Raw genomic sequence first — 22,481 nt, 5'->3', positions numbered from 1 at the left:
CGAATTGGGTGCGCCCCCGCGCTTTCTGTTGGGGTGCTGTTTTATGTATGTGCAGGCGGGTCAGATGGCGGCCTCCAGATCCTTGCGCAGCCGCTTGATGATCCGCTTTTCCAGCCGGGAGATGTAGGACTGGGAGATGCCGATGAGCTCGGCCACCTCCTTTTGGGTGTGCTCCTTCTGTCCCCCCAGGCCAAAGCGCATCTCCATGATGATCCGCTCCCGGGGGGCCAGGCGGGCCACTGCCTGCTGCAAGAGGGTGCGCTCGGCGTCCTTTTCGATGCCCTTGCCCACGCTGTCGGGTTCGGTGCCGAGGATGTCGGAGAGGAGCAGCTCGTTGCCGTCCCAATCCACATTCAGCGGCTCGTCGATGCTCAGGTCCTGGTGCTTGTTGGAGGCCTTGCGCAGGTACATGAGGATCTCGTTTTCGATACAGCGGGAGGCGTAGGTGGCCAGCTTGATCTTCTTTTGGGGCTGAAAGGTGTTCACCGCCTTGATGAGGCCGATGGTGCCGATGGAGATCAGGTCCTCCACCCCCACCCCGGTGGACTCGAACTTCTTGGCGATGTAGACCACCAGCCGCAGGTTGTGGACGATGAGGGTCTCCTTGGCGCTCTCCTCCCCCCGCTCCAGCTGGTCAAATACCTCCGCCTCGCGGCTCTTTTCCAGGGGCGGGGGCAGTACCTCCGGCCCGTTGATGTAGTAGACGTGTCTACCGCCGAACCATTTTTTCCACAGTCTTCGCAGCCAATCCATTGTCGGTCCTCCCTATGATCTCTCCTTGCAGGATACAGTCGTTTTCCCCCTTGCCGAAGCGCTCGGCCACCACCCCCACACAGACCCGGCCGGTGTTGCAGAGCACCCGGCCGCGGGCGTCCTCCACCAAGATCCGGTCAGGGGTAAAGGCCGGGAGCAGCGCCTTGCCGCTGGCGGTGCCGTAGGGGATGAGGCGGAGGCCGGCGGGGTCTTTGGTCTGCGAGCTGAGCACGAACAGCTGCTGGTGGGCGGTGAGAAGGGGGGCTGCCGCCGAGAGGGAGAGCAGGACCACCGGGTCCCCGGTATAGGGGTCGGCAAGGGTGTTGCCGGTGTCCACAAAACCGGTGCAGACCGTCTCTCTCCCCCCCTTTTGGACCCGCACCCGGTACTGGGCTTTGGAAAACCGCCCCGAGAGCCAGCTGACCCCCTCCACCAGCAGGTAGGAGAGGCCCGCGAAGAGGACGAAGGTGCCGATGGGCAGGTCCAGGTACAAGACCCCGTTAAAATAGGCCATCCGCTTGGGGGAAAAGGCCAGCTCCAACCCCATGATGGCCCCGGCAAAGACAAAGTTCACCAGCAAAAACAGAAGGGCGTTCTTCCCAAAACCGGCCAGGGATCGGTTGGGAAAGGCCACCGCCACCGTCAGGACGCAGAGGGCGATCTTGAAAAAGAGGTTGTCAAACCCCGGCAGCAGAATGCAGGCGGAGAGGGCCCCCGAAAGGGCGCTGGCCGCCAAGATCCGCAGCCGCCCGGCGGGGATCCCCCCCAGGCAGGCGGTGCCCAGCAAGAGCAGGTAGTTGATAAAGACGTTGATGGCCACCAGGACGTCCAGATAAACGGTCACGGCGATTCCCCCCTGCCTCTGATGATAGCCCGAGCGGGGAGCGGGATTTGGCGAATCCTGCCCCCGGGGACAAGTCGGCCTCCCCCTCCTCTGCCCTGTGGAGGGGGGCCGGTGGCATGGGAGTGCGCCCCTCTTAACGAAAATTTCATCTTCGCGCCCCGTTTGCTTGCCCCCTTTTTACGCCCGTCCCTCTATGATGGAAGCAGAAGGAGGAGGAAATCGTGATGAGCCGTGTAATTTCCCTTTGCAGACAGTCTTCTCTGGACCGGCGGCTGGGCCGCTGGATGGCACAGCACCCCTATTTGAGCTACGGGCTGCTCTGGCTGGCCATGCCCTTGGGGCTGTTGGCGGCGGTCTTTCTGCTGGCGGCGGTGATCGCCTTCCCCATCGCCTGGCTGTTCGGCTGTCTGTGACAGGAACTGCAGCCGTCTTAATCCTTTCTTAATTTCCCGCGCGGAGCCCCTAACACTCTTTTTAGGGACTCCGCGCTAAACTTTGACAAGGAGAGGAGGGAATCGAAAAATGGAAATACTTGTTGCCGCGATCGGAGGGATCGCGGTCATCCTTTTGATTTACTACGTCGCAATTTTGATGAGAGGTGACAAACAGTGATGGGAACCATTTTGCAATACATCCTCTACCTGGCGGTGCTCGTCGCCCTGGCCATCCCCCTGGGCAGCTACATCGCCAAGGTGATGAAGGGGGAAAAGACCTTTTTATCCCGCCTCCTGACCCCCTGTGAGCGGGCGGTTTATAGGGTGATGCGGGTCGACCCCGGCGAGCAGATGGGGTGGAAGCGGTACGCAGCCAGCGTACTCCTCTTTTCCGGGATCAGCCTGGCCGTCCTCTTTCTGCTGCAACTGCTGCAGGGCGTGCTGCCCGGAAACCCCCAAAACCTGCCGGGGGTGGGCTGGCACCTGTCCTTTAACACCGCCGTCAGTTTCGTGACCAACACCAACTGGCAGTCCTACACCGGCGAGAGCACCCTGAGCTACCTGACCCAGGCCCTGGGGTTGACGGTGCAAAACTTCCTCTCGGCCGCGGTGGGCATCGCCGTCCTGTTCGCCCTCATCCGCGGGCTGATCCAGGTGAAGAGAGAGGGGTTGGGCAGCTTCTGGGTGGACATGACCCGCATCACCGTCCACATCCTGCTGCCCCTGAACCTGGTGTTGGCCGTCTGCCTGGTGGCCGGCGGGGTGATCCAGAGCTGGAAGCCCGCCCAGACCGTCTCCCTGCTGGAACCGGTGGCGGTGAGCGCTGAGGGGGAGATCTTGGAGGGGGCCGACATCGACCTGGAAACCGGCACCGTGACCCTTGGCGGCCGGACAGTCGAGGGGGCCCAGATCGTGACCGAACAGTTTGTGCCCATGGGTCCAGCTGCCAGCCAGGTGGCCATCAAACAGTCGGGCACCAACGGCGGCGGTTTTATGGGGGTCAACTCGGCCCACCCGCTGGAAAACCCCAGCCCCTTTACCAACCTGCTGGAGATGATCTCGCTGCTGTTGATCCCGGCGGCCCTCTGCTTCACCTTCGGCCGGTGTGTGAAGAACAAAAAGCAGGGCATCGCCATCTTCCTGGCCATGTTCCTCTGCCTGGTCACCGCCCTGGCGGTGGTGGCCGTCAACGAGCAGATGGCCACCCCCCAGCTGGCCCAGAGCGGGGCGGTAGACCTGTCGGCCGTACAGCAGGCCGGCGGCAACATGGAGGGCAAGGAGACCCGCTTCGGCATCGCCACCTCCTCCACCTGGGCGGTCTTTACCACCGCCGCCTCCAACGGCTCGGTCAACGCCATGCACGACAGCTTCACCCCCCTGGGGGGATGATCCCCATGCTCCTGATGCAGCTGGGCGAGGTCGTCTTCGGCGGCACCGGCTGCGGCCTTTACGGAATGCTGGCCTTTGCCATCCTCGCCGTCTTTATCGCCGGGCTGATGGTGGGGCGCACCCCCGAATTTCTGGGCAAGAAGATCGAGCCCTATGAGATGAAGTGGGCGGTGGTGGTCTGTCTGGCCACCCCGGTGGCCATCCTGGTCGGCAGCGGCATCGCCGCCGCCCTCCCCCAGGTGGTGGAGAGCCTTGGCAACACCGGGGCACACGGCTTTTCCGAGGTGCTGTACGCCTTCTCCTCCGCAGGGGGGAACAACGGCTCCGCCTTTGCGGGGCTCAACGCCAACACCGTCTTTTTGAACCTCTCCCTGGGGCTGGTCATGCTCTTTGTCCGGTTCGTGCCGGTCGTCGGCACCCTAGCCATCGCCGGCAGCCTCGCCAAGAAGAAGAGGCTGGCGGTGACGGCGGGCACCCTCTCCACCACCAACGGGATGTTTGTCTTTTTGCTCATCTTCGTGGTGCTGCTGGTGGGCGCCCTGAGCTTCTTCCCCGCCCTGGCCCTGGGGCCCATTGCCGAGTTCTTCGGCAGCATCGCGTAAAGGAGGCCTTTCCTGTGACAAAAACAAAAAAGAGCGCCCTCATGGATCGGGCGATGGTCCTGCGGGCGGTCAAGGACTCATTTGTGAAGCTGGCGCCCCGGACGCAGGCCCAAAACCCCGTCATGCTGCTGGTTTACATCTCCGCCATCCTGACCACCGCCCTCTGGGGGTTCTCCCTCTTCGGCATCGGCGACGCCCCGTCGGGCTACACCCTGGCCATCGCCGTCATCCTCTGGTTCACCGTCTTGTTTGCAAACTTTGCCGAGGCCATTGCCGAGGGCCGGGGCAAGGCCCAGGCCGACGCCCTGCGCGCCTCGAAGAGAGAGGTGAGCGCCCGCAAGATCCCCTCTGCCGAGCGCAAGGACGAGGGGTGCGAGTGCCCCTCGTCCCAGCTGAGGAAGGGGGACATCGTGCTGGTGCGGGCGGGCGAGACCATCCCCGCCGACGGCGAGGTCATCGAGGGGGCCGCCTCGGTGGACGAGAGCGCCATCACCGGCGAGTCGGCCCCGGTCATCCGCGAGGCGGGCGGCGACCGGAGCGCCGTCACCGGGGGCACCACCGTCCTCTCGGACTGGATGGTGGTGCAGGTCACCAGCGACCCCGGCCAGAGCTTTCTGGACAAGATGATCGCCATGGTGGAAGGGGCGGCCCGGAAAAAGACCCCCAATGAGATCGCCCTGCAAATCTTTCTAGTGGCCCTCTCCATCATCTTCATCCTGGTGACCCTCTCCCTTTACACCTACTCCCTCTTCTCGGCCAACCAGGCGGGGATCGAAAACCCCACCTCGGTCACCACCCTGGTGGCCCTGCTGGTCTGCCTGGCGCCCACCACTATCGGCGCGCTCCTCTCGGCCATCGGCATTGCCGGGATGAGCCGGCTCAACCAGGCAAACGTCCTGGCCATGAGCGGCCGGGCCATCGAGGCCGCCGGGGACGTGGACATCCTGATGCTGGACAAAACCGGCACCATCACTCTGGGCAACCGGCAGGCGCACGCCTTCATCCCGGTGGACGGCACCGCCCCAGAGGAGCTGGCCGACGCGGCGCAGCTGTCCTCCCTGGCCGATGAGACCCCCGAGGGGCGCAGCGTGGTGGTGCTCGCCAAAGAGCGCTTTGGCCTGCGGGGGCGCAGTCTCTCTGACAAGGGGATGACCTTTGTCCCCTTCACCGCCAAGACCCGAATGAGCGGCGTCGACTTCGGCGGCAGCGAGATCTGCAAGGGCGCTGCCGAGGCGGTCAAGGCCTATGTCCTCGCCGGCGGCGGCCGGTACAGCGAGGCCTGCGAACAGGTGGTGCGCCAGATTTCCGAGCAGGGGGGCACCCCCCTGGTGGTGGCCAAAGACCACCGGGTCCTCGGGGTCATCCACCTCAAAGACATCATCAAAAAAGGGGTCAAAGAGCGGTTTGCCGACCTGCGCAAGATGGGGATCAAGACCATCATGATCACCGGCGACAACCCCCTCACGGCGGCGGCCATCGCCGCCCAAGCCGGGGTGGACGACTTTTTGGCCGAGGCCACCCCCGAGGGGAAACTGAAGATGATCCGCGACTTTCAGGCCGGCGGCCACCTGGTGGCCATGACCGGCGACGGCACCAACGACGCCCCCGCCCTGGCCCAGGCCGATGTGGCCGTGGCCATGAACAGTGGCACCCAGGCGGCCAAAGAGGCCGGCAACATGGTGGATCTGGACTCCTCCCCCACCAAGCTCATCGACATCGTGCGCATCGGCAAACAGCTGTTGATGACCCGGGGCAGCCTGACCACCTTCTCCATCGCCAACGACGTGGCCAAGTACTTCGCCATCATCCCGGCGCTTTTCACCGGGCTCTACCCGGGGCTGGCGGCGCTGAACATCATGGGGCTGCACTCGCCCCAGAGCGCGATCCTCTCGGCCATCATCTACAACGCCCTCATCATCATCGCCCTGATCCCCCTGGCCCTGAAGGGGGTCAAGTACCGGGAGGTATCGGCCGGCAAGCTGCTCTCCCAAAACCTGCTCATCTACGGCCTCGGCGGCATCGTCGCCCCCTTTGTCTTCATCAAACTCATCGACCTGCTGCTGGTCCTCTTGGGGCTGGCATAGACGGCCGGGCCCTTTCAAATCACTGCAAACGGAGGGAATTTCTGTGAAAAAAATCAAGTCCATCCTGCCCCGGGCAGCCATGCTCCTGCTGGTGTTCACGGTGGTCTGCGGGGTGCTCTACACCCTGGCCGTCACCGGCATCGCCCAAATTTTCTTTCCCCACCAGGCAAACGGCAGCATCATCGAGGTGGACGGCAAGCGCTACGGCAGCGAGCTGCTGGGGCAGCAGTACACCGACGAGGGCCACATGTGGGGCCGCATCATGAAGCTGGACGTGAGCACCTACCGCGACGAGGACGGGAAGGCGCTGCTCTACGCCGTCCCCTCCAACCTGAGCCCCGCCAGCGAGGAGTACGAGCAGCTGGTGGCCCAGCGGGTGGAAAAACTGCGGGCGGCCGACCCCGAGCGGGGCGACGCCCCCATCCCGGTAGATCTAGTGACCTGTTCGGGCAGCGGCCTTGACCCCCATATCTCCCCCGCCGCAGCCGAGTACCAGGTGCCCCGGTTGGCCCGCGCCACCGGCAGGAGCGAGGACGAGGTGCGCGACATCATCAAAGATTGCACCGACGGCCGGTTTTTGGGCCTCTTCGGCGAGGAGCGGGTCAATGTGCTAGAGGTCAATCTGCGCCTGGACGGCATCCTCTGATCCCTGCTGCCGAGAGGGCGGGCCCAAAACCCGCAGGGCGGAGAGCGGAGGACCGGCAGCTCCCCCCTGCGCGGGGGTGCAGACGGCAGGCCGCAAACCAGAGCATGGGCCGCTTTTCCAAAGCGGCGCGCTTCACGCGGGGGGATGGGCGGACCCGTTGGCTGCCAACATCCCCCCTTCCCGGTTGAGGGCGTTCGCCCCGAGCGGTGCGGAGCAAAGTCGGGAAAGGGCCGCGCCGCCGCCCGCGTCCGGTCGTCCCCGCACAGGGCGGCAGACCAGCGCTTTAGGAAAAGCAGGCATACCTTCCCCCCGCCGAGAGGGCGGGCCATCTTAATGAAATTTTAATCCCCTAAACGCAGTCCTTATGCTGCGCTTAGGGGATTTCGTGTTAAAATAGCGTAAGGAAAAAAGGAGGGTTGTCGCTTGGAGGAGACGAGGAGGGACCCGGAGGATTTTCTCCGCCAAATCCGGCGGGAGGAGCGGGCCAAACAGCGGGGGCGGCTGAAAATCTTTTTCGGCTACGCCGCCGGAGTGGGCAAGACCTACGCCATGCTCAAAGCCGCACAGGCGGCCCGGCGGCGGGGGGTCGACGTGGTGGCCGGATATGTGGAGCCCCACGCCCGCCCCGCCACCACCGCCCTTTTAAAGGGGCTGGAACAACTGCCCCCCCTGACGGTGGAGCACCGGGGCATCGCCCTGCGGGAATTCGATTTGGACGCGGCCATCGCCCGCCGCCCCCAGTTGATGCTGGTGGACGAACTGGCCCACACCAACGCCGACTGCTGCCGCCACCAAAAGCGCTATCAGGACGTGGACGAACTGCTGGGGGCGGGCATCGACGTCTACACCACCGTCAATGTGCAGCACATCGAGAGCCTCTACGACACGGTGGCGGCCATCACCGGGGTGACGGTGCGAGAGCGCATCCCCGACCGGGTGTTCGACGGCGCCGACCAGGTGGAGCTGGTGGACATCGAGCCGCAGGAGCTGATGGAGCGGCTGCAGGCGGGAAAGATCTACCGGGAGGAGCAGGCCCAGCGGGCGCTGGTCAACTTTTTTGACGAGAAAAACCTGACGGCCCTGCGGGAGATCGCCCTGCGCCGCTGCGCCGACCGCATCAACCGGCTGGCCGAGCGGGTGCGGCTGGCCGAGGAGGGCGGCTACTGCACCGACGAGCACATCCTCGTCTGCCTCTCCTCCTCCCCCTCCAACGCCAAGTGCATCCGCACCGCCGCCCGGATGGCGGGGGCCTTCAAGGGCAGCTTGACCGCCCTCTTCGTCGAGACGCCCGACTTCCCCAGTCTCAGTGTGCAGGACCGGGCCCAGCTGCGGGAGAACATCCACCTGGCGGGGCAATTGGGGGCCTCGGTGGAGACCGTATACGGCGAGGACGTCCCCTTTCAGATTGCCGAGTTCGCCCGGGTGTCGGGGGTGTCAAAGATCGTTATCGGCCGCAGCAGCACCCGCCGCAAGTACCCCTGGCGGGGGCCCAGCCTCACCGACCGGCTGATCGCCGCCGCCCCCAACCTGGACATCCACATCATCCCCGACGACATCGCCGGGTACTACCGGGCCAAACGGGTGCGCCAGCGCCGCACCGGCAAGGTGGGGCCCGACCTGCTCAAGAGCGCAGCCCTGCTGGCCGGGGCCACGGCGGTGGGCTTTCTCTTCGAGCGGCTGGGCTTTACCGAGGCCAACATCATCACCGTCTACATCCTCGGGGTGCTGCTGACGGCGGTCATCACCAAAAAGCGGGTGTACAGCCTGGTCTCGTCGGCGGTGAGCGTGCTCACCTTCAACTACTTTTTCACCGTGCCGCGCTACACCCTGGCGGCCTACGACAGGGGCTACCCCGCCACCTTCGCCATCATGTTCATCGCCGCCTTTCTCACCAGCACCCTGGCCGGGCGGCTCAAACAGCAGGCCCGCCGCTCGGTGGAGACCGCCTATCGCACCAAGACCCTGCTGGAGACAAACCAACTGCTGCAGCGCTGCGACAGCCGGGAGGCGATCATCGGCACGGTGGCCGGGCAGCTGGTAAAACTGTTGCGGCGGGACGTGGTCTTCTACCCCGCCCGGGACGGCAGGGTGGGCGACCCCCTCTCCTTCCCCGCCCAGGGCGGGGCGCCCCGGGCCGAACTCACCGCCGAAAACGAGCGGGCGGTGGCCGCCTGGGTCTTTCAAAACAACAAGCGCGCCGGGGCCAGCACCGGCACCCTGGGCAGCGCCAAATGCCTCTACCTGGCGGTGCGGGTCAACGAGGTGATCTACGGGGTGGCGGGCATCGCCCTGGACGGCGAGCCCCTAGACGCCTATGAAAACAGCATCATGCTCTCCATCCTGGGGGAGTGCGCCCTGGCGCTGGAGAGCGAGAATGCCATGCGGGAGCGGGAGGCGGCGGCCGTGCTGGCCAAAAACGAACAGCTACGGGCCAACCTACTGCGCTCCATCTCCCACGACCTGCGCACCCCCCTCACCTCCATCTCCGGCAGCGCCGGCGTGCTGCTGGAGAGCGAGAAAAACCTGGACGAGGGCCAGCGCCGGCAGCTCTACAGCGACATCTACGAGGACTCCCTCTGGCTGATCAACCTGGTGGAAAACCTGCTCTCGGTGACCAAGATCGAGGACGGCACCATGCGCCTGAACCCGACGGCCGAACTGGTGGAGGAGGTGGTGGGCGAAGCGCTGCGCCACGTGAGCCGCAAGAGCGCCGAACACCACATCCAGACCCACTTCCCCGACGAGTTCCTGCTGGCAAAGATGGATGCCCGCCTCATTGTACAGGTCCTCATCAACCTGGTGGACAACGCCATCAAGTACACCCCGGTCGGCTCGACCATCGCCGTCTCGGCCGCCCGCAAAGGGCGGTGGGCGGTCATTTCGGTGGCCGACGACGGCGACGGCATCCCCGACAGCGCCAAAGCGCGCATCTTCGACATGTTCTACACCGTCAACTCGGGGGTGGCCGACAGCCGCCGGAGCATGGGGTTGGGGCTGGCCCTCTGCAAGTCCATCGTCACCGCCCACGGCGGCGAGATCGCCGTGGCCGACAACACCCCCCACGGAACCGTATTTTCCTTTACACTGCCCATCGAGGAGGTAACGCTGCATGAACAATAAACCGCTGATTTTGGTGGTGGAGGACGACCCCGCCGTCCGCAACCTGATCTCCACCACGCTGGAGGCCCACGACTACAAACACCACGCCGCCCCCACCGGGGAAGCCGCCATCCTGGAGGCCGCCTCCCACAACCCCGACGTGATCCTTCTGGACCTGGGGCTGCCGGACACCGACGGCGTTCAGGTGATCCAAAAAATCCGCAGCTGGTCGAACACCCCCATCATCGTCATCAGCGCCCGCAGCGAGGACACCGATAAGATCGAGGCGCTGGACGCCGGGGCGGACGACTACCTGACCAAGCCCTTTTCGGTGGAGGAGCTGCTGGCCCGGCTGCGGGTCACCTTTCGCCGGCTGCACGGGGGCAGCGGCGGCAGCCAGGACGGGGCCGTCTTTGAAAACGGCGAGCTCAAAATCGACTACGCCGCCGGCTGTGTCTACCTGGGGGGCGAGGAGATCCACCTGACCCCCATCGAGTACAAGCTGCTCTGCCTGCTGGCCAAAAACGTGGGCAAGGTGCTGACCCACTCCTACATCACGAGGGAGGTGTGGGGCAGCGCCTGGGAAAACGACGTGGCCTCGCTGCGGGTATTCATGGCCACCCTGCGCAAGAAGATCGAAAAGGACCCCTCCGCCCCCCAGTACATTCAGACCCACGTGGGGGTGGGCTATCGGATGCTGCGGGTATAGATCGCCCTTTTGGCGGCAAAAAGCCCCTGCTCGAAAGGCGAGCAGGGGCTTTTTTCTTTTAGAAGACCGCCTCCTGCGGCTGCTCCTCCAAGACCGAGGTGCAGTGGGGGCAGCGGGTGGCCTCAATGGCAATTTTCTCCCTGCAGTAGGGACAGGTCTTTTCCCGGGGCGCTTCGGGCGCCTGCTCCCGCTTCCCCAGCGAGGCGACCTTGTTGACGGCCTTGAGGATGCAAAAGAGCACTAGGGCGATCAAGAGGAAGTTGAGGACCGCCGAGAGAAAGGCCGAGGCAAAACCGGCGACGTCCGCCAGGCCATAGGTGGCGCTGCCGGTGACCACGTTCAAAATGGGGTTGATAAAGTTGGCCGTCAGGGCGGTGACAATGCCCGAGAAGGCGCCGCCGATGAGGATGCCCACCGCCATGTCGACCACGTTGCCGCGCAGGGCAAAGGCCTTGAATTCCCGCATAAAAGTTTTCATGATGCGCTCCTTTTCGACTCGTTTTTCCAATTAGTATAGCAGGAAACCGGCCGAAAGGAAAGGGGGACTTGCCAAACGGGGTGCGCTGCCGTAAACTGTAAAAAACGGCACCGAGAGGAGGCGGACCAATGGCCACCATTGCACAGTGGAAAGAGGCTCTGGAGCGCAGAGCGCTGGATGAACAGTTGGAGCGGCTGTCCCCCGGGCACGCGGCGCGGCAGCGGGGGCGGCTGGCGCGGGGGCTGGCTGGCTTTGCCGCCCAGTGGCGGGAGCAGGGGCCGGTGCGCCGCTTCTCGGCCCCGGGGCGCACCGAACTGGGGGGCAATCACACCGACCACCAGGGCGGGCGGGTGCTCTGCGCCGCCGTCGACCTGGACACGCTGGTGATCGCCGCCCCCGCCGAGGGGGAGGTCATCGAACTGGTGTCCGAGGGGTTCTCCCCCTGCCGGGTGGCGCTTTCCGACCTCGCCCCCCGCCCGGCGGAGAGGGGGACCACCGCCGCTCTGCTGCGGGGGGTCGCCGCCGGGCTGCAAAAAGGGGGCTGCTCCCTGGGCGGGGCGCGGCTCTACGCCCTCTCCGACGTGTTGCCGGGCAGCGGGCTCTCCTCCTCTGCCGCCTTTGAAGTGGCGGTGGCCGCCGCCCTGAACGGGCTGTTTGAGGGCGGGCGCACCCCGCTGGAACTGGCGGCGATCGGCCAGCAGGCCGAGAGCGGCTACTTCGGCAAGCCCTGCGGGATGATGGACCAGGTGGCCAGCGCGGTGGGGGGGATCGCCCAGCTGGATTTCGCCGACCCCCTCCGCCCCGCCGTCACCCCCCTCTCCTGCCGCTGGGAGGACAGCGGCCACCAGCTCTGCCTGGTGGCGACCGGCAGCAGCCACGCCGACTTGACCGAGGACTACGCCGCCATCCCCCGGGAGATGGGGGAGGTGGCCGCCTGGTTTGGCTGGGAGCGGCTGTGTCAGGTGGAGGAAGAGGCCCTCTACGCCAACTGGGCCGCCCTGACGCAGGCTCTGGGGGAGCGGCCGGTCCTGCGGGCCGCCCACTTTTTTAGGGAGGACCGGCGGGCCGCGCAGGAGGCGGAGGCCCTTGCCCAGGGGGATTTTTGCACCTTTTTGCAGCTGGTGCGCCAATCGGGGCGCTCCTCCGCTTTTTACCTGCAAAACCTCTATTCCCCCACTCGGCCCCGCAGCCAGCCCCTGACGGCGGCCCTTGCCCTCTGCGACCGGCTGCTGGCCGGGCAGGGGGCCTACCGGGTCCACGGGGGCGGCTTTGGCGGGACCGCCCTGGTCTTGCTCCCCAACGAGCTGGCCGCCCCCTTTTGCAGCGCCATGGAGGGGGCGCTGGGGCCCGACTGCTGCCGATCCCTCTCCATCCGCCCCGCGGGGGCGGTGGAGTTCGTCCTCCCCCAATGACCGCGCAAAAAAGGCGGGCACCCCGCAACGGGCGCCCGCCTTCTCCCCTGTCTGGCAGCTACTCCTCGTAGTCCACCGCCGCGCGCTGGCAGACCACGCTGTGGACAAACTTTTTGACCTCCAGGTGAGCCGGGTGGACCTGGTAGGCCTCCAGAGCCGCCCGGTCGGTGAGTTGGGAGACCAGGCAGAGGTCGTACCCACCGGGGGTGAAGTTCTGGTGCACCCCCGCCGAGAGCAGGCCGGGCACCCGGCCCACCAGCCCCTCCAGCAGTTCCTTCATCTTGCGGGCGCTGGCGGCCCGCTCGGCCTCTGGGGCCTCTTTCAAATTCCAAAAGACAATGTGTGTGACCACGGTAAAACCACCTTTCAAACTTTACGGGATATGTGGCAAAGCTGTAAGCTTATTGTAATAAAGGGCCATGGAAAAGGCAACCGTTTTGCCCTATAATGAAATCAACAAAAACAGGCGGCCCTGCAAACAGAGCTGCCCCAGAGGGGAGGAATGCCGGATGAAGCGGTTTTTGCGCTATCTGCGAAACGCCCTGATCATTGTGCTCGGCCTGGCCATCATCGCCGGGACCGCCTTCTCCGTCGCCTGCTTTGGCGACTACCGCCAACGGGTGGAGGCGGAGCCGGTGGCCGAAAAGGTGGCCGCCCTTCGCCGGGAAGAGGGGTATGTCCCCATCGACGAGATCTCGGAAAACTTTCAAAAGGCCATTGTCGCCATCGAGGACCACCGCTTTTACTCCCACGGGGGGATCGACATCATCTCCATCGGCCGGGTCCTCTGGAAGAGCCTTTGGAACGGGCGGATCGTGGGGGGCGCCAGCACCATCACCCAGCAGGTCTGCAAAAACATCTACCTCTCCCAGGAACAGAGCCTTTCCCGCAAGGTGACCGAGGTCTTCTTCGCCTTCAAGTTGGAGCACGAACTCTCCAAGGAGGAGATTTTGGAGCTCTACTGCAACACCAGCTATTTCGGCAACGGGCGCACCGGCATCGCCGAGGCCAGCGCCTACTACCACACCACCCCCAGCGAGCTGACGGTGGCCCAGGCGGCGTTTCTGGCCGCCCTGCCCCAGGCCCCCAGCTACTTTGCCGACAACCCCGAGCAGATGGAGGGTCGCTGGCGGGCCGTGCTGGGCGCCATGGTGGCTTACGGCTACCTCACCGAGGGGGAGCGCGACGAGATCGTCGCCCAGGGCTGCCCCATCCCCGACGAACTGCAATAGACGGATTTGGCGATAAAAGAGGCCGCGCACCCGGGCAAGAGGTGCGCGGCCTCTCGGCCGTCTGTCAACCTGTTGGGGAAAAACGAGCTGTCAAACAGGGAACGAATGGGCCTGGCGGGCTTGGCGGGGCGCAAGGGCAGGCCCGGCAGGGCGCAAGGGCAGGCTCAGCGGGGCGCTGGGGCAAGCTTGGCGGGGCGCTGGGGCAAGCTTGGCGGGGTGCAAGGGCAGGCCCGGCGGGGCGCAGGGGCAGACCGCGCGCCCTTCCCCCGACCGGTCAGGGCGAAGCGGCGTTCGTTCCTGTCAAACAGCCCCCCCTTCAGGCGGCATCTCGGCGGTGTGTTCGGCCGCTACTCCTCCCCCAGCAACTGGGCGAGGGCGCGCTGAGCGGCCGCCCAACCCTCCTCCGCCTCGGCGGCAAGGGCGGCAAAATAGCAGTCCATCACCGGCTGGCGGGCCCGGGCCAGCGCCTGGGCGGCAGGGGTGTAAAACTGACCGGCAAGGCCTTTCAGCTTGCGGCGGTACTCCCGCAGCAGAGAGGGGCCCTCCCCCTCTTCACCGGGCAGGGGGCGGCCCCTTTCCCCGACTTGGTAGAGGGGCTCCCCGATCTGCCCCCCAAAGCGGATGACCCGGGCCGCGCCCAGAGCGCCGGTCTGGTCCAGTTTGTCAGCATCAAAGAGGATCTTGGCCTCGACCGTCTCGGGCCGACGGTCAGCCCGGTAGCGGTGGCAGAGGACGCAGTCGGCCACCCGGCGAGCCCGCGCCGGGGGATAGCCTTCCGCCAGCAGAAAATCCAGCGCCTTTTGGCTGCCCACCTCGGCATGGCAGAGGGCGGGGTCGGCCCTCTCCTCTGGGCGGCCCACATCGTGGAGGAGGGCGGCCAGGGCCATGATCTCCCCGTCGGCCTCGGGCATCTCCCCGGCAATGGAGAGGGCGTATCCCAGCACCCGGCGCACGTGCATTTCATCGTGCACCCCGCCGTCGGTGCAGGCCGCCATATAGGCCTCGGCCCGCGCAAAAAGGGCTCTATCCATCCCTCTCATCCCCTTCCCTCTGCAGAGCGCTCAGCAGCCGCTCCCTGTCCCGCTGCAGCAGCGGGGCCATGCTCTCGCCGTAGCGGCCAAAATCAAGGCCCTCCAACACCCGGCAGAGGGGGCCTGCCAGGGCGGGGACGTCGCGCGCGGCCCCCTCCCAGGCGCGCAGGTACTGGCGCAGGGCGGTGGCCCGCTCCTCTTCTTGCAGCAGCGCCAACAGCCGGGGCGTCCAGCGCTCGAGCTGCTCCTCCTCTGCCCAGCGGGCGTTTTGCAGCAGCAAAAGGGCCCCGCGGGTGCGCCGGTAACTGTTGGCACTGCCCAGCAGGGCGGCCAGCTCCTCCCAATAGAGAGAAACCTCCCGCCCTGTCCGCGAGCGCTCCAACAGCTCTTTTAGGGCGGCGTACCCTTCCTTTTCGTCCCCTGCGCACAGGCGCTGCACCAGCGTCTGTGTGGGCTCGCCCTTCACCGCAACCACCCCTCTCCGCGGCCGTCCGCCACCGCCCGCTTCATCAGTGCGGGCTGAATGCGGGGGTAGGTCATCTGCCGGGGGACGGCGGAACACAGTTCCACCCGCTCGATTTCATGGGGCGGCAGGGGGCCGAGGGCGGCGATCTCCGCCCGGTAGAGCACCCCGTAGCTGGGCCTCCCCTCCCCCCGGCGCACGGCGTAAGGGCCCACCTCTTTGAGGGCAAAGTCGGTGGCGCCGGTCTCCTCCCACAGCTCCCGCCGGGCGGCCTGCTCCGGGGTCTCCCCCGGCTCCCGGTGGCCGCCGGGCAGTTCCAGGGTATCGCGGCGGCGGTGCTTGCAAAAGACCCAACGCCCCCGGTGCCGGGCCACCACCACCGCAAAGAGGACATCCTCCGGCGAGGGGGGCTCAGCAAAGGTGACTGCCGTGTCCTCCAGCGCCCTCCCCTCGGCCAGCACCCCCTCGATGAACTGCGCCTTCCCCTCGGTGTAGGCCACCCTGTCCGCGCTGTTGGCGGCCGCCAGCCCCTCTTTAAGGGCCTGATAGGCCGCCCGCTTCCCCTCGTCCCGGTTGAGGGTGTCGGAAAAATAGCAGTAGTCCCGCCAGCGACGGCCGTCGTACTCCACCAGGTGGACGTGGTGGGTACGGGTGTCGGCCTCCTCGTCCCCGGCGCTCAAAAAGAGGCTGTCCGGCTCGTCCACATGGGGGCGGTGAACAAATCCCGCCGCGGCCAGGGCGGGGTACAGGGCCGCGGCCCGACCCAGGTCCCACATCCCCACCGCCAGGTCGATGATGGGCTTTGCCGCCAGCCTCTTGACCGAGGTGCTGCCCACGTGGCGGACCGCCGCTGCTTCGCTGCCAAACAGCTCCTGCAGGCGGGCGGCGGCCCGCGACCCCTCCTCGGCCCAACTCTCCTGATAGGGTAGCAACTGCACCGTGCCCCGCTTGAGTCCCAGCATTGAAAGCGCCTCCTCTCCTCCCCCATTCAGCCTGAAAAGGCAGTTTTGGGGGGTATCGTCATTGTAGCACAAAACCCGCCCGGGGCAAATGCCCGAGCGGGTCTCTCACCAGTTTTCCCCAGTCTTACGGCTGGGGGTCGGGGCGCCACTCCAACAGGTCGCCCGGCTGGCAGTCCAGGGCTTGGCAGATTTTGTCCAGGGTGGAAAAGCGCACCCCCTTGGCCTTTCCCGTCTTTAAGAGTGAGAGGTTGACGACGGTGACGCCGACTTCCCGGGACAACTGCGTCAGGGTCATCTTTCGCTGCGCCAGCACCACATCCAAATTGACCGCTATCACACCCTCACCTCAAATCACCAGTTCGCTGTCTTCCCGCAGCCGGGCGGCCTCGCCCACCAGCTGGGCAAGGGCCCGCGCCGCCAGGCCGAACACCGCAGCCGCCGCACAGACAAACAGGGCCAAAAGGGCGACCGCAGAGTGGCTGATACCCAGCAAAAAATAGACGACATTGCCGGCGAGAAAGAGGGCAGCGTCCAGCAGCAGGGCCGTGGAGGCCCTCTTCACCAGGCGGGCGCTCTCCCCGGAAAAGGCGTTGCCCCGCCCGATCTCCCCTGTCAGCTTCCAGCCCCACAAGGCCACCAAAATGCAGGGCAGCGCCGTGGCCTCGACCAGCAGCAGCCAGGGCCAAAAGCGGTCCGCCAATTCCGGCGCTTGCCGCAGGAGACCCGTCGCCACCCCGGGGACCGCCACCAGATAGACGGCGGCCAAACAGAGGCAGCCCCCTGTCAGAGAAATTTTGCAGCAGCGAGCCAACTGTTTACACATCATTCTCCACTCCCCCTTTACGCCATCTCGTGTCCTGTTCCAACAACCACAGTATACCCTATATCATATTGAAATACAATAATGTTTTAAAATAAAACATTAAATATTGAAATCAAATCCGTCAGCCAAATGGGCGGTATACACCAGCCTGAAAAGGGCGGCATACAGGCTGGACCCCTCAAGGGGCGGCGGGACCCTACACTCGTATGACACCCGTCGTCACCGATAAGCGGGTCATCTGGGATGCCATTTCATGTCATCCATCCCCCCAATCCCCTCTTTTCACTTCCTGCGCCCTTCCTCCCGGGAGGGTTCTGCCAAAGCAAATCGCCACCGCGGCGGGACTGGGGGCTTTGGGCGATAAAGGCACAACAAAAAAGACCCGAGCCGTCGGCTCGGGTCTCTCTGCTTGCAACTGTCTCCCCTTTTCCCGCCCGGTGCAGGAAGGCCGTCAAGCCCGCTACTGGGCGCTGCCCTGGGGCAGGGTGCGGATGGCCTGGTCCCCCAACACCACGTCGTAGGTGAGCATATCCCAAAAGAGATCGTCCCCCTGGGAGAACTGGTAGTCGTAGAGGGGCTGCCTCTCCATCTCGTCCAGGGCGGCGTTTTGGTCGGCGGTGAGGGGGGCGCCGGTGGTTTTCAGCAGCAGGTAGGGCAGGTAGAAGGAGGAGACCTTCTCCCCCGTGGGGAAGGCGCTCAAATCGGCGCCGTAGTTACTCCACACCAGGTAGCGCTGCTGGTAGAGGACATCGCAGTTGTCGCTGCCGATGCCCAATTGGCTGTACACGTCGCCCGACGCGGTGAAGGAGGGGAAGTGGTCCCCCATAAAGAGGACGATCGTGGGCTCGTCGCTCGCGCGCAGATCGGTGATGAACCGGCCCAGCGCCTCGTCGGTGTGGTGGATCTTGTCCAGGTAGTAGTCGATCTCGGTGAGGGAGCTGTTCTCGTCCAGATAGGGCTGGTGGTTTTGCATGGTCATGGCAAAGACCATCTGCGGCTGATCGCTCTCGTCGATGAGCTGCTCGATCTGGTCAAAGACACAGCCGTCGTCGGTGTAGGTCTTGTAATTTTTCTGGGGGACGCTCAAATCGCCCTGAAAGAGCATCCGGTCAAAGCCGTAGTTGTTGTAGGTTTTGTCCCGCCCGTAGAAGGTGCCGCTAAAGGGGTGCAGGTAGGTGGTCTCGTACCCCAGGGACTGGTAGTACCGGGGGAAGGCCGCCTGGGCCCGCTCCTTGAGCAGCTTGTGGGGGATCTCGGCGTTGTAGAGGGAGCGCACCGGCAGACCGAAGAGCAGCTCAAACTCGCTGCGCACGGTGTATCCGCCAAAGGTGGGCACCGCCGCCGTGCCGCTGGTCCCCTCGGCGGCCACCCGGTCGGCGTTCTGGTAGATCTCATCCCGCACCCCCAGCTCTTTGAGGGCGCGAAAATCGGCGTAGGACTCCGAGAGGACGATGACCACGTTTGGCTTTTTGTAGTCCGCCGCGGCGGCGGTCTCCCTGCCCGACTTGGCGGCAGCGGTGTTCAGGTAGGCGCGGTAGTCGCTCTCCCTCTTGGCGAGGGACTCATTTTGGGAGAGGGCGGTCTCCACCAGGTTGGCAATCATCTGGTTGGAGGTAAACTTGTCGCTCTGCTCAAAGGTGTTGTAGGCGCTCTCGGCCCGGATGTCAAAGAGGTCCATCGCCCCGGCCGAAACGGTGGGGACGGCAAAGAAGCAGACCAGCACGGCGGCCACCGTGCCCAGGGTGGCAAAGCGCCGCCGCCCCGCCAGCGGCAGGGTGGGCCCCAACCAGAAGACCGCCGCCCAATAGCCCAGCACCAAGAAAAAGCAGAGGGCCAATACCGGGGTGATCTGAATGTCGGCAAACCGGGCGATGTCCGAGGCGTTGGTGGTCATCACCAAGTCCCCCAGCACGAAGTGGCTGCCGCTGGTGCGGCACTTGAAAAACTCGACGCAGGAGAAGATGTAGAGGGGCAGGGCGGTCAGCAGCACCGCCAGGTGGCCCCGCCGAAACAGCAGCAAAAAGGCCGCGTAGATGAGCCCCACCAGCAGCACGTCAAAGAGGAGGACGGTGGGGCGGGTGAACCAAAACCCGAACATGTCGCCGAATTTCTGGCTCTGGTTGAGTTCGCACACCAGCACGATAAAGAGCGGGTAGAGGGCCAGGAGCACCCTGCCGGCGCGGGGATGGCGGGTGGGCATCTGCGCGCGCAGGGCAAAAAGGCGGCCGATGCGCCCCTGCTTTTTCTCTTCCATCTCGATCACCTACCACTCCGCCAGACCATTGTCCCGCGGCTTTCTCTATTCTATGCCTTCATTCTATCGGGACAATATGACAGTCTCGTGATAAAAAAAGTGACAACTTTATGAACAACCCCTGTCGATCTGCCGACAGGCCTACATCCAGAGGCGAAGCGCCCCCAGCAGCACCAAGATCGCCCCGGACAGCCAGGTGAGCCCGCCCTGAAAACGCCCTGCCAGCTTGGTCCCCAGGCGGTGCGCCCCCTCGATGAGGGCCAGCCCCAGCAGCAGGGAAACCGCCAGCAGCGCCAGCGGGCGGGCCCCAAACAGCCCCAAGCCAAAGCCCGCCCCCAGCGAGTCGGCCGAGAGGGGGATGGCCAACAGCAGCGCCTCTTTGGGGCTGAGGGTGCGGGAGTTGTCCCGGTCGGCCCGGGTCTCGTCCAGGCAGATCTCCGCCAACACCTGTACCCCGGCCACCTGAAAGCGGATCTCCCGCTCCCGCCCGCCCCGGCGCAGCCAGCCCCGCAGGGCCGCGCCCCCCAGGGAGAAGAGCCCCAGCGCGATCAGCAGCCAAGCCCCTGCCGCCGCGCAGAGGGCGGGGTCGAGGGCGCCGGTGAGCAGCCCCGCCCCCCAGACGGCGGCGGCCAGAAAGCCGCTGCCCACCCCGGCAATCACCAGGGCCGAGCGCAGGGGGATGCGGATGCCCGCCGCCCCATAGGCAAAACTGGCGGCAAAGGCGTCGGCGCACACCGAGAGGGAGAACAATATCATCTGCAGCAAACCATCACCCCATTTATTGGATTCAGACCAGTCTATGGGGCGAGGGAGAAAACGTTCAAAAAGGGGACAAATCCATCGGTTTGTTCCAGGATACCAGAATCGGGCTCAAATGGCAAGGCGAAGGGTGTAAATATATAGGAAGGACAGGCTCATTCCCGCCCCCGCCGCTCCCGCCCGGCGCGAAGGGCCGCCTGCGCCAGTTGCAGCCCCCGCTGTCCGCCCCACATCAGCGCGGCGGACACGGGGCGATAGACCCAGTCGAACTCCCCCGCCCACTCGGCCACCCGGCCGCCAAACCCCTTTTTAAAGCGGTAGATGCCGTAGGCCGGGTGGCCCGGCTCCAAAAAGTGGGGGACGGCCCCGAAGTCGTAGACCGTGCAGCCCCCCGCCAGGGCCCAGCGGATCATCTCCCACTGCATCAAGTAGTTGGGCATGGCCTCCCGCCCCCAACCGGACGAGGCGCCGTAGAGGTAGGTGGCCGTCTGCCCATAGCGCAGGGCCAGGGCGCCGGAGACCGGCCGTCCCTGCCAGCGGCAGAGAAAAAGGCGGCAGCGCGCGGGGCCAAAGACCCGCAGCAGCCGCTCCAAATAGGCCCGGGGGCGGATGACAAAGCCGTCCCGGCGTCCGGTCTCCTCCAGCAGGGGGTAGAAGGCGTCCAGCTCCTCCGCCCCACCCGTCCAGCACTCCACCCCCTTCTTGATCGCCCGGCGCAGGTTGTAGCGGCACTTCTGCGAAAAGCCGGCCAGCAGCTCCTCCTCCCCCCTGTCCGCCAGGGGAAGGAGATAGCCAAACCGGGGTTGCAGGGTGCGGTAATCCCCCTCCCCCGGCCGATGGCGAAAACCGGCCGACTGGAGAAGGGCCGCCTCCGGCCCGCCGGGGGCGACCAGGGGGTCGAGCTTGAGCAGGCAGGCGCGCTCCCTCTCCGCCAGCCGGGCAAATCCCTCTGTCAAATCGCCCAGGGCTGACCGGTCGCTCCAGTCCCCCACCGGACCCCGTGGACAGTAGAGCAGCGAGCCCCCCACCAGGGGCAGAGGGCAGCTCAGGACCAGGGCCGCCGCGCGGACACCGCCGTCCTCCCCCCGGGAGAGCAGGGCCTGGGCCCGCCAGTTTTCCTTGACCTCCCCCCCGGCGAGGGACTGAAAAAAGCTCCCTCGCCCCTCCACAAATGTCTCGTACTCCGCCGCCAAAGCCCTGTCCTCCCGGTCCACCCACGCAAGCATGCGATCTCCTCCTTCGCTTTTTCTCTCATGTTATCTGTATTTCAGATAAAAGTCAATATCTCGATTTCAGATAGCACATACTGTCACTGGGTGATCAAAATGGCTTACAGACACATTCGCGACCTTCGCTGTGACCGGGACATCCGCCAGCGGGAGGTGGCCGAGCACCTGGGAATGGCGCAGAACACCTATTCCCAGTACGAGACCGGCACCATTGCCCTGACGGCGGAGGTGCTCTGCCGTCTGGCCGACTTTTACGGCACCAGCGTCGACTATCTGCTCGACCGCACCGACAACCCCGACCCCTATCCGCCGCCCAAGCGGTGAGGGGTGGCCATCCAGGTCAAAAGAAGAGAGGGGGGAGCGAACCGTTCAGACGGTCCGCTCCCCCCTCCCTTCTATCTGTCCCGCAGACGCACTTTACAGGTGAAGCTGAAAGGCGCCGAAATCGCGCACCCCTAGGCCCTGGCGGCACTCCCCCCTCGCCCAGAGACCGGCAAAGGCCCGGTCGATCTCCCCCACCAGTTCGGCGGGGATGTCCAGGCGGTGGTGGCCGGGCAGCACCCGGCGGGGCGACAGGGCGTGCACCCGCTGGATGGACCGCCAAAAGGTCAGAGGGTCGGTGGTGGGGTAGAAGGCGTCCAGGCAGCCGGCATAGACCAGGTCGCCGGCGTAGAGGGTCCCCCGCTGGGGCTCGTAAAAGCAGAGGTGGCCCGGCGAGTGCCCCGGGGTGTGCAGCACCTCCACCTCCCTCTCCCCCAAATCGATGGCGTCGCCGTCCTTCAGGACAATTGCCGCGCCCCTCTGGTAGAGACGGTACTGTTCCGGATCGAAGGCAGGCGGGAACGCCGTCTCCCCCCGCAGGAGTTCCGCCTTGACCGCCGACAGGGGGAGGGGAAATTGGCCGGCGAGCCATTCCTGCTCCTGTGCGCCGACGGCGATGTCCTCAAAGGCAAAGCAGTGGTGGCCGCCAATGTGATCCCAGTGGGCGTGGGTGGTGGCCAGCAGCACCGGCAGCGGGGTCAGTTCCCGCACCACCCGGCCGATGTCCGCCACCCCCAACCCGCTGTCGATGAGCAGGGCCCGCCGCGCCCCCAACAGCAGGTAGCAGTGGGGCTCCTCCCAGTGCCGGTATTCGCTGATGGCATAGGTGTCTCTCTCGATCTGTTCGACGGTGAACCACTCGCTCATGTTGTTCCCCTTTCCCCGACCGCCCGCCTTTTGGGGCGGCTCCTCTCCCTTTACCATATCCCCAGGTCCCCCCTGCCGTCAACCTGTTTT

The 22,481-nt window shown here is 65.4% G+C and carries 21 protein-coding genes and 1 pseudogene; 9 read left to right on the top strand and 13 right to left on the bottom strand.

Annotated elements, in window-relative coordinates:
* Positions 1-60: 60 nt before the first annotated feature.
* Both sigE and GT748_RS11165 read right to left on the bottom strand, forming a co-directional pair.
* Positions 61-753, bottom strand: coding sequence for an RNA polymerase sporulation sigma factor SigE (gene sigE, locus GT748_RS11170; protein WP_021661242.1), 693 nt, complete (start codon positions 751-753; stop codon positions 61-63).
* A complete protein-coding gene (locus GT748_RS11165) occupies positions 710-1,597 on the bottom strand; it encodes a sigma-E processing peptidase SpoIIGA (protein ID WP_021661241.1) in 888 nt (295 codons plus the stop codon). The genes sigE and GT748_RS11165 overlap by 44 nt, the downstream gene beginning before the upstream one ends.
* Before the next feature lie 224 nt (positions 1,598-1,821).
* Here GT748_RS11165 and GT748_RS11160 point away from each other — a divergent pair, with 224 nt between their 5' ends.
* The 6 genes and pseudogenes from GT748_RS11160 to GT748_RS11135 all read left to right on the top strand — a co-directional run bounded on the left by GT748_RS11160 (position 1,822) and on the right by GT748_RS11135 (position 10,560).
* Positions 1,822-2,010, top strand: a complete 189-nt coding sequence (locus tag GT748_RS11160; RefSeq protein WP_044993423.1) for a hypothetical protein — start codon at positions 1,822-1,824, stop codon at positions 2,008-2,010.
* 195 nt (positions 2,011-2,205) lie between these two features.
* Positions 2,206-4,022: pseudogene (kdpA, locus tag GT748_RS11155) on the top strand (potassium-transporting ATPase subunit KdpA).
* A gap of 14 nt (positions 4,023-4,036) precedes the next feature.
* The gene (gene kdpB, locus GT748_RS11150) at positions 4,037-6,106 is read left to right on the top strand and encodes a potassium-transporting ATPase subunit KdpB (protein ID WP_161222348.1); all 2,070 of its coding nucleotides are present in this window, start codon (positions 4,037-4,039) and stop codon (positions 6,104-6,106) included.
* A gap of 43 nt (positions 6,107-6,149) precedes the next feature.
* On the top strand, positions 6,150-6,752 hold the full coding sequence (gene kdpC, locus GT748_RS11145) for a potassium-transporting ATPase subunit KdpC (RefSeq protein ID WP_021661237.1): 603 nt from the start codon (positions 6,150-6,152) through the stop codon (positions 6,750-6,752).
* 423 nt (positions 6,753-7,175) lie between these two features.
* Positions 7,176-9,872 (top strand): sensor histidine kinase, encoded by a 2,697-nt coding sequence (locus GT748_RS11140; protein ID WP_161213514.1) that lies wholly within the window; start codon positions 7,176-7,178, stop codon positions 9,870-9,872.
* Complete coding sequence (locus tag GT748_RS11135) at positions 9,862-10,560, top strand: response regulator (protein WP_021661234.1); 699 nt, start codon at positions 9,862-9,864, stop codon at positions 10,558-10,560. The genes GT748_RS11140 and GT748_RS11135 overlap by 11 nt, the downstream gene beginning before the upstream one ends.
* Positions 10,561-10,618: 58 nt before the next feature.
* Here GT748_RS11135 and mscL read toward each other — a convergent pair whose 3' ends face one another.
* Positions 10,619-11,038 (bottom strand): large conductance mechanosensitive channel protein MscL, encoded by a 420-nt coding sequence (gene mscL / locus GT748_RS11130; protein ID WP_021661233.1) that lies wholly within the window; start codon positions 11,036-11,038, stop codon positions 10,619-10,621.
* A 128-nt stretch (positions 11,039-11,166) separates the two neighbouring features.
* On the opposite strand from mscL, the gene GT748_RS11125 reads away from it, so the two are divergent.
* Positions 11,167-12,450, top strand: a complete 1,284-nt coding sequence (locus tag GT748_RS11125; protein WP_161222347.1) for a galactokinase — start codon at positions 11,167-11,169, stop codon at positions 12,448-12,450.
* A 58-nt stretch (positions 12,451-12,508) separates the two neighbouring features.
* Here GT748_RS11125 and GT748_RS11120 read toward each other — a convergent pair whose 3' ends face one another.
* Complete coding sequence (locus GT748_RS11120) at positions 12,509-12,802, bottom strand: Dabb family protein (RefSeq protein WP_021661231.1); 294 nt, start codon at positions 12,800-12,802, stop codon at positions 12,509-12,511.
* 157 nt (positions 12,803-12,959) lie between these two features.
* Between GT748_RS11120 and GT748_RS11115 the strand changes: the two genes are divergently transcribed.
* Positions 12,960-13,682, top strand: coding sequence for a transglycosylase domain-containing protein (locus GT748_RS11115; RefSeq protein WP_021661230.1), 723 nt, complete (start codon positions 12,960-12,962; stop codon positions 13,680-13,682).
* Between the two features lie 347 nt (positions 13,683-14,029).
* Here GT748_RS11115 and GT748_RS11110 read toward each other — a convergent pair whose 3' ends face one another.
* The 8 genes from GT748_RS11110 to GT748_RS11075 form a co-directional block, all read right to left on the bottom strand.
* Entirely contained in the window at positions 14,030-14,713 is a 684-nt protein-coding gene (locus tag GT748_RS11110; RefSeq protein WP_021661229.1) for an HD domain-containing protein, read from the bottom strand.
* Positions 14,706-15,179, bottom strand: coding sequence for a hypothetical protein (locus GT748_RS11105; protein ID WP_044993421.1), 474 nt, complete (start codon positions 15,177-15,179; stop codon positions 14,706-14,708). Before GT748_RS11105 ends, GT748_RS11110 begins: the two co-directional genes overlap by 8 nt.
* Positions 15,176-16,138 (bottom strand): GrpB family protein, encoded by a 963-nt coding sequence (locus GT748_RS11100; RefSeq protein ID WP_021661227.1) that lies wholly within the window; start codon positions 16,136-16,138, stop codon positions 15,176-15,178. The genes GT748_RS11105 and GT748_RS11100 overlap by 4 nt, the downstream gene beginning before the upstream one ends.
* A 124-nt stretch (positions 16,139-16,262) precedes the next feature.
* The gene (locus tag GT748_RS11095; protein WP_021661226.1) at positions 16,263-16,475 is read right to left on the bottom strand and encodes a helix-turn-helix domain-containing protein; all 213 of its coding nucleotides are present in this window, start codon (positions 16,473-16,475) and stop codon (positions 16,263-16,265) included.
* Positions 16,476-16,484: 9 nt separating this feature from the next.
* Entirely contained in the window at positions 16,485-16,964 is a 480-nt protein-coding gene (locus GT748_RS11090) for a DUF2975 domain-containing protein (RefSeq protein ID WP_021661225.1), read from the bottom strand.
* 457 nt (positions 16,965-17,421) lie between these two features.
* Entirely contained in the window at positions 17,422-19,215 is a 1,794-nt protein-coding gene (locus GT748_RS11085; protein ID WP_021661223.1) for an LTA synthase family protein, read from the bottom strand.
* Between the two features lie 141 nt (positions 19,216-19,356).
* On the bottom strand, positions 19,357-19,971 hold the full coding sequence (locus GT748_RS11080) for a manganese efflux pump (RefSeq protein ID WP_021661222.1): 615 nt from the start codon (positions 19,969-19,971) through the stop codon (positions 19,357-19,359).
* 158 nt (positions 19,972-20,129) lie between these two features.
* Positions 20,130-21,200 carry a lipid II:glycine glycyltransferase FemX gene (locus tag GT748_RS11075; RefSeq protein WP_161222346.1) on the bottom strand — a complete coding sequence of 357 codons (1,071 nt, stop codon included), beginning with the start codon at positions 21,198-21,200 and terminating at the stop codon, positions 20,130-20,132.
* 99 nt (positions 21,201-21,299) lie between these two features.
* On the opposite strand from GT748_RS11075, the gene GT748_RS11070 reads away from it, so the two are divergent.
* Positions 21,300-21,527, top strand: coding sequence for a helix-turn-helix domain-containing protein (locus GT748_RS11070; RefSeq protein WP_044993439.1), 228 nt, complete (start codon positions 21,300-21,302; stop codon positions 21,525-21,527).
* Positions 21,528-21,620: 93 nt separating this feature from the next.
* Here GT748_RS11070 and GT748_RS11065 read toward each other — a convergent pair whose 3' ends face one another.
* Complete coding sequence (locus GT748_RS11065; protein ID WP_021661219.1) at positions 21,621-22,448, bottom strand: MBL fold metallo-hydrolase; 828 nt, start codon at positions 22,446-22,448, stop codon at positions 21,621-21,623.
* Positions 22,449-22,481 lie beyond the last annotated feature (33 nt).

Origin of the sequence: Bittarella massiliensis (ex Durand et al. 2017) (genome assembly GCF_009876955.1) — a bacterium.
GTDB classification, from domain to species: domain Bacteria; phylum Bacillota; class Clostridia; order Oscillospirales; family Ruminococcaceae; genus Bittarella; species Bittarella massiliensis.
This window is presented reverse-complemented; position numbering and strand designations above follow the sequence as displayed.